The organism is Bacillus sp. AG4(2022) (assembly GCF_031844465.1).
In the GTDB taxonomy this organism is placed as follows: domain Bacteria; phylum Bacillota; class Bacilli; order Bacillales; family Cytobacillaceae; genus Bacillus_AB; species Bacillus_AB infantis.
This window is the reverse complement of record NZ_JAUZVH010000017.1, coordinates 26,380-36,601: the sequence shown is the minus strand read 5'-3', so window position 1 is coordinate 36,601 and position 10,222 is coordinate 26,380. Positions and strand designations below refer to the sequence as shown.

At 41.7% G+C, this 10,222-nt stretch carries 21 protein-coding genes; 17 read left to right on the top strand and 4 right to left on the bottom strand.

Annotation, left to right across the window (positions count from 1 at the left end; translation table 11 throughout):
- Positions 1-25: 25 nt before the first annotated feature.
- From Q9R36_RS25710 to Q9R36_RS25700, 3 genes are read right to left on the bottom strand one after another with little or no spacing between them, the layout of a single operon-like run.
- Positions 26-1,450 (bottom strand): recombinase family protein, encoded by a 1,425-nt coding sequence (locus Q9R36_RS25710; protein ID WP_311226159.1) that lies wholly within the window; start codon positions 1,448-1,450, stop codon positions 26-28.
- A 12-nt stretch (positions 1,451-1,462) separates the two neighbouring features.
- Entirely contained in the window at positions 1,463-1,930 is a 468-nt protein-coding gene (locus tag Q9R36_RS25705) for an ImmA/IrrE family metallo-endopeptidase (RefSeq protein ID WP_311226158.1), read from the bottom strand.
- Between the two features lie 18 nt (positions 1,931-1,948).
- Positions 1,949-2,305 carry a helix-turn-helix domain-containing protein gene (locus Q9R36_RS25700; RefSeq protein WP_311226157.1) on the bottom strand — a complete coding sequence of 119 codons (357 nt, stop codon included), beginning with the start codon at positions 2,303-2,305 and terminating at the stop codon, positions 1,949-1,951.
- A gap of 176 nt (positions 2,306-2,481) precedes the next feature.
- On the opposite strand from Q9R36_RS25700, the gene Q9R36_RS25695 reads away from it, so the two are divergent.
- From Q9R36_RS25695 to Q9R36_RS25685, 3 genes are read left to right on the top strand one after another with little or no spacing between them, the layout of a single operon-like run.
- Positions 2,482-2,724 carry a helix-turn-helix transcriptional regulator gene (locus Q9R36_RS25695; RefSeq protein WP_311226156.1) on the top strand — a complete coding sequence of 81 codons (243 nt, stop codon included), beginning with the start codon at positions 2,482-2,484 and terminating at the stop codon, positions 2,722-2,724.
- A gap of 55 nt (positions 2,725-2,779) precedes the next feature.
- Positions 2,780-2,935, top strand: a complete 156-nt coding sequence (locus tag Q9R36_RS25690; RefSeq protein WP_311226155.1) for a hypothetical protein — start codon at positions 2,780-2,782, stop codon at positions 2,933-2,935.
- Positions 2,936-3,151: a hypothetical protein gene (locus Q9R36_RS25685; protein ID WP_311226154.1), complete on the top strand. Its 216-nt coding sequence runs from the start codon at positions 2,936-2,938 to the stop codon at positions 3,149-3,151.
- Here the strand turns inward: Q9R36_RS25685 and Q9R36_RS25680 are convergent.
- The gene (locus tag Q9R36_RS25680; protein WP_311226153.1) at positions 3,122-3,358 is read right to left on the bottom strand and encodes a hypothetical protein; all 237 of its coding nucleotides are present in this window, start codon (positions 3,356-3,358) and stop codon (positions 3,122-3,124) included. The two genes, Q9R36_RS25685 and Q9R36_RS25680, sit on opposite strands and share 30 nt — an antisense overlap.
- A 100-nt stretch (positions 3,359-3,458) precedes the next feature.
- Here Q9R36_RS25680 and Q9R36_RS25675 point away from each other — a divergent pair, with 100 nt between their 5' ends.
- From Q9R36_RS25675 to Q9R36_RS25610, 14 genes are all read left to right on the top strand, one after another.
- Positions 3,459-3,623 (top strand): hypothetical protein, encoded by a 165-nt coding sequence (locus tag Q9R36_RS25675; RefSeq protein ID WP_311226152.1) that lies wholly within the window; start codon positions 3,459-3,461, stop codon positions 3,621-3,623.
- A gap of 2 nt (positions 3,624-3,625) precedes the next feature.
- Complete coding sequence (locus Q9R36_RS25670; RefSeq protein WP_311226151.1) at positions 3,626-3,862, top strand: hypothetical protein; 237 nt, start codon at positions 3,626-3,628, stop codon at positions 3,860-3,862.
- On the top strand, positions 3,841-4,209 hold the full coding sequence (locus Q9R36_RS25665) for a hypothetical protein (RefSeq protein WP_311226150.1): 369 nt from the start codon (positions 3,841-3,843) through the stop codon (positions 4,207-4,209). The genes Q9R36_RS25670 and Q9R36_RS25665 overlap by 22 nt, the downstream gene beginning before the upstream one ends.
- Positions 4,210-4,289: 80 nt before the next feature.
- The gene (locus Q9R36_RS25660) at positions 4,290-4,559 is read left to right on the top strand and encodes a hypothetical protein (RefSeq protein WP_311226149.1); all 270 of its coding nucleotides are present in this window, start codon (positions 4,290-4,292) and stop codon (positions 4,557-4,559) included.
- Positions 4,556-4,810 carry a hypothetical protein gene (locus Q9R36_RS25655; RefSeq protein ID WP_311226148.1) on the top strand — a complete coding sequence of 85 codons (255 nt, stop codon included), beginning with the start codon at positions 4,556-4,558 and terminating at the stop codon, positions 4,808-4,810. Before Q9R36_RS25660 ends, Q9R36_RS25655 begins: the two co-directional genes overlap by 4 nt.
- Positions 4,798-5,586, top strand: a complete 789-nt coding sequence (locus Q9R36_RS25650; protein WP_311226147.1) for an antA/AntB antirepressor family protein — start codon at positions 4,798-4,800, stop codon at positions 5,584-5,586. Before Q9R36_RS25655 ends, Q9R36_RS25650 begins: the two co-directional genes overlap by 13 nt.
- A complete protein-coding gene (locus Q9R36_RS25645; protein WP_311226146.1) occupies positions 5,583-5,726 on the top strand; it encodes a hypothetical protein in 144 nt (47 codons plus the stop codon). The genes Q9R36_RS25650 and Q9R36_RS25645 overlap by 4 nt, the downstream gene beginning before the upstream one ends.
- Before the next feature lie 66 nt (positions 5,727-5,792).
- Positions 5,793-6,077 carry a hypothetical protein gene (locus Q9R36_RS25640; RefSeq protein WP_311226145.1) on the top strand — a complete coding sequence of 95 codons (285 nt, stop codon included), beginning with the start codon at positions 5,793-5,795 and terminating at the stop codon, positions 6,075-6,077.
- Positions 6,078-6,090: 13 nt separating this feature from the next.
- Positions 6,091-7,599 (top strand): ATPase, encoded by a 1,509-nt coding sequence (locus Q9R36_RS25635; protein WP_311226144.1) that lies wholly within the window; start codon positions 6,091-6,093, stop codon positions 7,597-7,599.
- 134 nt (positions 7,600-7,733) lie between these two features.
- Entirely contained in the window at positions 7,734-7,889 is a 156-nt protein-coding gene (locus Q9R36_RS25630; protein WP_187445333.1) for a DUF6906 family protein, read from the top strand.
- An 11-nt stretch (positions 7,890-7,900) separates the two neighbouring features.
- A complete protein-coding gene (locus Q9R36_RS25625) occupies positions 7,901-8,122 on the top strand; it encodes a YqaI family protein (protein WP_311226143.1) in 222 nt (73 codons plus the stop codon).
- Between the two features lie 14 nt (positions 8,123-8,136).
- Complete coding sequence (locus tag Q9R36_RS25620) at positions 8,137-9,066, top strand: RecT family recombinase (RefSeq protein ID WP_311226142.1); 930 nt, start codon at positions 8,137-8,139, stop codon at positions 9,064-9,066.
- Positions 9,067-9,069: 3 nt separating this feature from the next.
- Positions 9,070-9,813, top strand: a complete 744-nt coding sequence (locus tag Q9R36_RS25615) for an MBL fold metallo-hydrolase (protein ID WP_311226141.1) — start codon at positions 9,070-9,072, stop codon at positions 9,811-9,813.
- Positions 9,813-10,211: a hypothetical protein gene (locus tag Q9R36_RS25610; protein ID WP_311226140.1), complete on the top strand. Its 399-nt coding sequence runs from the start codon at positions 9,813-9,815 to the stop codon at positions 10,209-10,211. Before Q9R36_RS25615 ends, Q9R36_RS25610 begins: the two co-directional genes overlap by 1 nt.
- Positions 10,212-10,222 lie beyond the last annotated feature (11 nt).

The following is a 10,222-nucleotide window of genomic DNA, read 5'->3' as shown; positions in this document are numbered from 1 at the left end:
AGTGGTTCCTACAAAAGACATTTAGTTACTTCACTGATACAATAACAATCTCCCTGGACTCATTTAAGCCCCTTTTATATTCATCCTTGGTATCTATAACGATTTGAGTAAATATTGTGGTGATCATTTGTTTTCGCTCATGCTCAGTTGCAAGGGTCCATAAAGACTCTATATTCTCAACAACATAACCAATGCTATCGTTTGGTTGCTTTTGACTAGCTGCAATATTTTTTAATTCTGATCTAAGTTCTTTCTCTCTTTGCCTTAATGCAGATGACTCTGTTATGAGTTCGTCAATATCGATAATATCGTTTTCGTACATAACCTTTTTCTTTTTTAACTGCTTTTCTAAGTACTTAATTTCTCGATCTAATTCAGCCACTTTTTCTGAAGAAACATCTTTAGCCATGGTGGAACCATAGATTTCGCCCACAACTTTATTAAATACACTAAACAATTGCTTAACCAAGTTGTCTTCTAAAATCATATGACTATTGCATTTGATTCCAGCTTTTTTACCTGAACAACGGTAGCTCTTTTTACCCACAGTCTTGTGTCCAGACATCGAGTAGCCACAACGATTACATTTCAAAATTGAAGAAAAGTAATAACTGCTTGTTTCTCGCTTCCCTCCGGTTGTTCTTCGCTTACTTAAAATATCTTGGAGTTGCCAAAACTCTTCTCTTGAAACAATCCTCTCATGATTTCCATCATATAACTTTTGCTCTCCTGGGGGCTTTTTAGTTTCCTTCGGACTTGAATTAAAGGTTAAGTAGCCTGCATATATAGGGTTGTTAGCAATATCTCTAACGGAGTCAACGTGCCAGTTTCCGCCTTTTCTTGTAGGATAACCTTTCTCAGTTAACTGTTTAGCGACAGTATAAAAGCCAAAATTTCTTGAAGACTCAAAAATGGTTTTTACGACATTAACCTCTTCTTGATTTACGATAAGATCCTTATCGACCATTTTATATCCGTATGGAGTCATGCCGCCTTTCCACTTGCCTGATTTAATCTTTTTCTCTAATCCAAAACGAACCCTTTCAGCTAAGTTTTCACGCTCCCATTGAGCAATTGCAGCAACAAGAGTAATAAATAACCGACCCATGGCATTAGTGGTGTCATATACTTCTGTGGCACTTTTAAACATACAGTTGTTTTCATCGAGTACTTTAAGAATCTCGTACAAATCAACTACAGAACGAGTGAGGCGATCTAGTCGGTAAACTAGAATTACATCGATATTGCCACTTTTCACCTGTTCCATCATTTTTTCGAATTTAGGGCGGTTTAAATCTTTTGCTGAGTACCCTTCGTCAATGTACTTCTCTTTAAGGTCCCAGCCCTGCGATAAGCAGTATGCCTCTAATTTTTCAATTTGGGCAGGAATAGAATAGCCATGCTTTGCTTGCTCTTCTGTTGAAACCCTAACGTATATAGCACACCTCAAAATTTAATCCTCCTAGATTACCGATTTTATTTCGTCTTTGCAATAGATATTGAGAGGATTCAATTGAATGACTGTTTCATTGTAAATTAGATAGTCTCCATGAATTTCTATATATCGATCTAAGGTTTCTTGTAGAAACTCTTCAGTCACATTAAGAAAGTCAGCCACCTCAAAGCGATTAGAACATCCGTGTTTGTAGGCTTCAATAAAGCTTTTGAACGGCAGTAATTCCCTATATCCCCAAAGCCTTGCCACTTTCTCTTGTTTTCGATTGCTAATTTTAGTCTGATCTATAATATTTCCGACCGTTTTAAAGTGATGGCCAAGTTCCTCCACTAAAATACAGCCTTTTTCAATAGTGGATAATTTTTTATCAATTGCAATTTTTCCAGACCTGTAGAGACCTTTGAACCCAAACTGGAGATCCTTTTCAAATACAGGGATGTATTCATACTTTTTTAGCAAATTTTCATAATGCATGTAAAAACCTCCCTATATTTAGTTATCTTCGTCACGGAAAATAAAATCAATATATTTTAGAACATCATTCATTTTTTCTTCTGTAATTTCTTTCCCGTCCAAATGTGCTGCAATGGTTTCTAAAGCTTTGGCACGTTTTGTATCCTCAAGATTTGTATCGGAAATGCCCATTATGTAATCTGGAGATGCATCAAAAAAATCTGCAAGGACTCTTACAATTTCCATTTTTGGATCTGCTAAATTGTTTTCATAACGAGATATCATACTCTTACTCACTTTTGTCTCATACCGGTCATTGATCTGCCTAACTAACTGATCAATACTTAATTTCCTTGAGGTTCGCAAATTTTTAAGAATGGCTCCAAACGAATGCATACTCCTATTTCTCCTCTTCGATATTATTCTTATCTAATATATTAGCTTACCAATTCCTATAATGCAACATTTTCTAAATAAATCGTTCCTAAAAAGGAATAAAATTTATTGACACGTAAATTTTGTTAATCTATACTAAAGTTGTTCCTATAGAGGAACGGACGGAGGTGATGAAAATGGCACATTTTAAGGAAACAACCTCTAGGAGGCATCAGCCTTACCGGAAAATTAAAGCGTTTCTGGTTGAGAATAGCATCTCCCAGAGGGATCTTGGAGAGTTAATAAATAAGAGCCAGAGCGCAGTGAATCAAAAGTTAAATGGAACAGGAGGAGATTTTTCTCTCCAAGAAGCAAGATTATTAGCAGAGCATTATGGCATTCCTCGTGCTTATTTTTTTGATCTTGATGTTCCTAAATAGGAACAAATGATAGTCCAAGTGTCCCTGCCGCATATGCTGTTTCGAGGTGATAAACATGACATTAATTGAAGTAGAAATGACTCAGGATAAGGTTTTGAAGCTCAAACCGATTATCGAAGGGATTCTATCTAGGAAGTATGGAAAAGAAGTGAAATTTAATGAATTAACAATTGGCGGCATATCAGCAGGGACATTAAAGGAGGACAGCTAAATGAAAAAAATCCAACTATCTGATGGAATGCCTTCAAGCATTTCAAGGGCTGGCATGAAGCCAGAAACTCTCCAGCTTTTAGAAGTAATCAGGTATAGGTGTGTAGAAAGCGGACTGAGTTACGTGGAGATAAATAAAGCTCTCCATCAAGCAGATGAAGAACTTTATCGAAAAGTTATAAGCGAATCATCGATCAGCCAAGAATCCAGAGAATGAATCGTTCTCAAGATCTTTCAGGTATTGATCATATTGTTCCTGGTTGGCACCTACAACATATACGGGATTGTAATAGGCCTGACCGTCTACAATATCAATCAATTTTGTACCTACATGGATCAGAGCCCAACCCTTTTGTAGATACTCATTTGCTCGGGAATTAGCTGAGTCGTCATCAAACTCTAAAGTGTAGACAATATCATTCATAAATTTTCACCTCCTTTTCAAGGTAGTTCTGTCTGGGGAGACAAGACTATTTTACCAAATGGAAGTGAAAGGAAATATATTTTTCGGAGGAGGTTGAGTGATGGATAAGGACATTTCTCACCGTATAGCATTCTATCTCCAAAAGGTCACCGAGCGAAGATCCCATCCTCGATCAAAGAAGCTGCCGCGTAAATACACATATAGGAGCCAGCGCCTTTTGGTCTATAAGAAGCTCATGAATCAGCTGATTGTGGAAGGATCCTAACCATGGCGAGGGAATACGCCGTTTACAAAGGTGATGAGCTACTGGTCATGGGAACTGCCGAAGAATGTGCAAAGGAAATGAATGTGAAGCCAGAGTACATCGTGTGGCTGACAATGCCAACAGCCAAGCGCAGGCTAGCTAAGAGAAAGAATCCAGGTAAATGCACAACCGCGGTACGGTTGGATGAGGACGATGCCGGAGAGGAAGATGTACCGGCATGCCCACAAGAGAACAGATAAACAAAGAGAAGGAAATCATCCACAGGCTGTATATGCTAGGAAAACCATATAGAGAAATCGCCGCGGAAATGGGGAAGCCATATCACCTAATCTTTGAACGCATTAACAGGTACCAGATGCAAGAGCCTGAAAAGTGGCCGAAGGTGAAGAAAAAGAGAAAAATCAATTCAGTCCAGGTCAAGGTGGAGGTCCATCGATGCTGCATGTGTCATTTGATTTTTGCAGTTGAGGAAGATGAGGATCTTGAGGGAGATGTTGCTTGCCCAATTTGCTGGGAGAGTGAACACCTTCAAAGGTTAGGAGACAATACCATCTACTTAGAAGAAAGTGCTCTTTCAATTTTGTGATTGGCTGCAATGCCTTCTCTTTTACCCACATGGCGAAAATTGATGAACGGTTTTAGGAATATTTTAAGGAGGTGAAATCAATGAACAATGAACAGAGAGAACAATATTATCAGTTCTTGCAAAAAGTAATCTCAGAGTTTGATGTTTTAAAAGCTGAGTTGGCTGCCTTAACGAAAAGCCAATGCAGAACATATGCCGAAGTAACAAATTTCCTTACAAAAAGGAGGAAGGAAGCTTCTTGGGAAGGGAAGAGCACATCTTTGGTTCTTACAGCTATTATTGATGGGGTTATAAAAGACTTTGCCTCAGAAATGGAAAGCTTGCCTATAAAAAAGGAGGAAATCAAATGAGCATTAATTCTAAAAGCATTACCTTACACGGCGAGGAATTCTGTCTTCAAATCGAACACGGTACAGATACAGGCATGGTGGTGGTCACTCTGAACGACTTTGTGAAGAATGAGGAGAAATCAGCACCGAATCACACAGTCTACGAATCAGACCGCAAAGTCGAAGTATATCTTTCTCCTGAGGAAGTAAAGGAGGTAACAAATGCATTTGAGCAAGTCCTTGTGAAGGAGGGTATCCGATGGAAGGATTAAAGATCGTTGCCAATGAAATGCTGCCAGTTTATGAGGGACCACATGGCGAGAAGTTTGTGGATGCCAGGGAGCTGCATGAAGAGTTGATGGTTGGAAAAGACTTCACGACTTGGATTAAAGATCGGCTACACAAATACGGATTCATTGAAGACGAAGATTTTTATTTAACGCTCACCAAAATTGGGGAACGTAAAAACGTCACAAAGGCAGACTATATTTTAAAACTGGATGTTGCTAAAGAAATCGCCATGGTCCAGAACAATGAAATGGGCCGCGCTATCCGGAAATACTTCATCGAAGTTGAGAAGCGCTTTAGGGATCAGCAGCCGAAGACTCAACTCGAAGTGCTTCAGGCATCCATTAATCAGCTTGTTGACCAAGAGAGGCGTTTGTCCGCAGTGGAAACAAGATTGATAGAAACAGAGAAAAAGCAGGACAACATCACTGAGATCCTCTCCCTCAATCCTACGGAGTGGAGGAAGAAAGTAAACATCATCATAAACAAGATTGCAAACTCCATCGGCGGCGGCCAGGCATTCCAGGACATTAGAAAGGAAAGCTATCAGCGACTCGAGGAAAGAGGCAATTACAAGCTCTCTGTTCGCCTCACCAACAAGCAAAGGAAAATGGCGCTGGAGGGAGTCAGCAAGTCCAGAATCGACAAAGTAAATTTCTTGGATGTCATAGCTGATGACGCCAGGTTGACTGAGATTTATTTGTCAGTAGTGAAGGAAATGGCGGTTAAGTATCAAGTTGAAGTGGATGTGCCGGCATGACGCCTGTTGTCTGGTACCTTCTATCGCTGCTGATTGTGTTTCTTGGAATCATGGTAGGTGGATTTATTCGTGAAAGCTCGAAAGGGGGTGTGGAGCTTGAAGATCAGCGCAAAGAGCTGGCTCGAAATGAGTGGAGTTGAGCGGTACATGGCCATCTATAGAAGGTTTGTTAGCTGCAACCAATAAAAGAATAGGAGATGAAGAGAGTGGACATTAAAACCTTGCAGTATATGGAGGAAAGGGCAGGGAAGGCTCGTAAGATTGTGAATCAAATTGAAGTACTTACGAACAAAGTAGCGAGTATCAAAAAGTCAAAAGGGGTCATCGATCTATATACGCCACAACGCGCTGTACGCATTGAAATACAGCAATCCAGCGAACGGGCACAAGATAATTATGAGACTCAGCTTGTAGCATCTGTTTACAACACGTATATAAATATCACTCTTGCTGAAATCAGGAATCTGGAAAGGGAACTAGCAGAATTATAAAAGGAGGGCAATTATGAGGACTATCAAATTCGTATCTCTCAATCTACAAAACTTTAAATCTCACCGTGATCTCACTGTTAAGTTTGGCGACCTGACGAAGATCACGGGAGACAACACCAAAGGGAAAAGTACAATCCCCGAAGCTATTTCATGGCTATTGTACGGCACAACCGTGTTCAATAGCAAGCTTGATCCGACGCCTATTACATACGAGGCTGAGGAAACATTGGTTTCACTTTTGCTGGAAGTCGATGATAATCAGTTTCTCCTGGGCCGCGGGCTCAAGAAGGGCAAGACTCAATATTACATCAATGAAGCACCAAAGAAAGCAGGTGACTTCAATGAAATCCTTGAGCAGCTGTTTGATAAGGAATTGTTTTTCTCCCTATTTAACCCTCAGTACTTCTTTACTCTTCACTGGGAGAAACAGCGTGCCATGGTCCTGCAATATGTCACGGCGCCTGCAAATAAAGAAGTATTAAAGACTATGCTGGACGAGCAGGAAAAATGCCTGGAGCCTTTATTAAAAAAGCACTCCCTTGAAGATCTTGAGGGCATCCATAAAGAAAACAAAAAGCGAATGGATAATATTCATACAGGTGCTCAAAGAGTAACCAAAAAGCTGAAGGAACAGTTGGGGGAAACCCAATCGCACATTGCTCTGGATTCCTTAAAGGCAGAGATTAGCCAGCTGGCAAAAGCCATCCGTGAAATTGAAAAGGTGACGGATCAAGCAGGGGATACCAACAGGAAAATTAATACGCTTCAATCAAAAATTAATACTCTTGTTTCAGAAAGGGATCAAATAAAAGAAGAGCACAAGTCCCTTCTAAACGAACAAATTCAGGGGAATTGCCGTGTTTGCCTCCAGCCACTGCAGGATGAATCCTTGAAGGCTGCGGAGAGAGAAAAACAATCCCGGCTAGATAGATTAGAAGCAACTTTTAAACTGGCCATAAAAAACCGCAAAGAGCTTCAAAGTCAGCTTGATGAGCTTGAATACATTGATGTGTCAGAACAGCTGGCGAAGGTTCGAGAGCTTGAGGCACAAAAGGCGCCACTCGAAGAAGAACTCAGAAAACACAGGGAGTATGAAAAGAAACAAGGTGAAGTATTACAAGCTGAAGCTGAGGAGAAAGAAGCCCTCGAATCATTAAACAACTCGATCTTTATCCTGGACACAATCAAGGCATTCAAGGCCAAAGAGGCAGAGTTGCAGACCGAAAAGGTACAAGCCTTGTTTGAAACACTCTCCATCCGACTTTTTGACACTCAGAAGAATGGCGAGGTCAAGAACACATTCATCATAGAAATGGATGGCAAGCCGCACAACATGCTTTCCCTTTCTGAAGGCATCCGTGCCGGCCTGGAGCTGCGGGAAGTACTTTCCCAGCAGAGCGAGGTAATTGCGCCTGTATTCGTGGATAATGCTGAATCGATCACGAAGTTTAAGCAGCCATCTGGCCAGCTGATACTGTCCCGGGTAGTTGCCGGCGAGGATTTGAAAATAGTACATGATTGAGGCAACAGTCACACAAAAGGTTGCTTTACTTCGAACTAGGGATCAATTCGTCATTGCTATTGGTGACAAGATTCATGGACCTTTCAAGGTTGCTAATGCCCATAAATTAATTGGAGCACTGGAGGAGTTTGATAATGAAAAATGGCAAACGTCCAACAAGAAGCCAAACGAAAGCTCTACTGTCCGTCGGCCTAAGTCCTACTAAATGGCTTGTGTACAAAGCCATCAAAGGCGAGCTTCACCTTGTCCACCGGGAGACTGGCAGAACCAAAATCATTCCAGCCCAATAGGAGGGATCGTTATGGCAGACATTCAGCATCCGGATATTACAAAGGCGGAAAAGACAGGTTACGCCAATCAGGTGGCCCAGCCAAAACATTGCGACATTGATTACTACGGTACAGAGATCCTGGCCGGGGACAAGATTGTAGTGGACTCGGAGAACGGTGAAATTATATTGGAAGATTCATTAGAAGATTACCTTCTGGAAGTCAAAGGCTTTCAGTTCAAAATAGCAGATTAATAGGAGGAATTACATTGACTAATAACACAGAACTTGCAACCCAAAATACTTCTTTAAATGAGCTCCATGATATCGGCGGCTTTGGAGTCAATGAACTCATGACCATGAAAGAAACTGTTGGGAAAGACCTAAGCATTCCTCAGTTCAACTTATTCATGTACCAATGTAACCGAATGGGGTTAGATCCATCCCTGCGCCACGCCTTCCCGATCGTCTACGGCGGCAAGATGGATATCCGTGTTTCTTACGAGGGCTTAAAATCCCTTGCTCAGAAGTCAGACGGGTACCAGGGTGTTTTCACACAAGTTGTTTGTGAGAACGAAGTCGATGACTTTGATGTAGTGCTCAATGAGGAAGGTGAAATGGTCGGTGTTAAACACAAGCCGCGTTTCCCTCGCGGAAAAGTCATGGGAGCATACGCGGTGGCCAAAAGAGAAAACCGCAGCAATTATGTAGTCTTCATGGATGTCTCTGAGGTTCAAAAGTGGATGAAGATTAACGGGAAGTTCTGGAAGCAGGATAACGGCGATGTGGATCCTGATATGTTCAAAAAACACGTTGGGACCCGGGCTATCAAAGGTCAGTTCGATATCGCTGACGTCATTGTGGAAGGAATGGAAGCTGCTAATGCTGGCAATGCCGATATTCCGGAATATACGCCACCAGAACGCAAGGATATTACCCCAGTTCATGATGCTATTGAGCAGCCAAAGGAACCGGAACTTTCCGAAGAGGAAAAACAGATGCAAAAGGTAGTGTCTGAAATCAACAAGAAATTCCGGAAACTCGGCCTGACCACAAAAGAACAAAAGAATGAATACAAAGAAAAGCACGCACCAAATTTCAATTCAACACTAGCAGACTATGTCGGCCTTTCTCAGCTGCTTGATATGCATATCGAAATGCAGGAAGCTCAGGCGGCAGACGGCGACTCTCTGGAGTAAGGCATGAAAGTCGATATCTTAGCATCAGGCTCCAAGGGCAATGTAATTGCCCTTCGGTCCTCTGATAAGGCAATTCTCATTGATGTAGGGATTCCAAAGACACAAATAGAGAAACGGCTGCTGGAAGTGGGGATTCGGCCGAATTTGATTAAAGCGATATTAGTCACTCATGCTCACTCAGATCATATTAAGGGCCTACCCCTTGCTAATAAATATAAAATCCCTGTCTTCGCTGCCGAAGGTGAATGGAAATCCATTCAAGGCGTGGATCAAGAGTTAGTGTGGAGCTTCACGGCAGGCAATGACTTCGGGATAGATGGATTCCATGTTCAATCTTTCAAAACACACCATGATGCACACGAACCTTGCGGATATGCCATCAACGATTATGAAGGGAATAAATGCTCAATCTGCTTGGATACGGGGCATGTAAATGCAGAAATGTTGGAAGCAATGGAGTACTCCGGCATCTATGTTATCGAGGCAAATCATGAGCCAAATATGCTGGAGGTTTCTGTCTATCCCCCAAGTGTCAAAGCCAGGGTCCTTTCTAATATCGGTCATTTAAGCAATGAACAAACTGCTGAAGCGCTCTGTAAGCTCGTTAACGGTATCGGAGAGCAAATATACCTGACTCACTTATCAAGTAAAAATAACCTGCCTGCGCTGGCTGAAATGACTGTAAAAAGAGCACTGGCGAAGAAAGGATTCAAGCCTAATCATCATTACAGAATCGAGGTTGTCTGATGAACGTGACAATAAATATTAATCCCTCTAAGGAGGAACAGCATAAGGTTGGAGTGCCTATTGAAGTTTACCAGGCGTTCGAAAGACTGAAACGATCTTGGTCAACATTAATGCCAGAGGACGATCTGAACTATCTATTCTTGAATGTACATCTTCTCGGAGACTTCGGAGACGGGTTAACGCTTAAAAGGTTCTCCCGGGACAACCCAACACAATACGCGGCAGCACTGGCGCACGGGTGGAGGCCTCAAGAAGATGTCCTATTAGCCGCAGAAATAAAAAAGTTCCTTGGACAATGGCTTGAAGACTATGGCGCCACCGATGATCCAGAAGCCCAGCAAGAATTCGCCAATAAAGTCACTCTTTACATGATGGGACACTTTGCAAAACAAAAATGAACGGATGATTC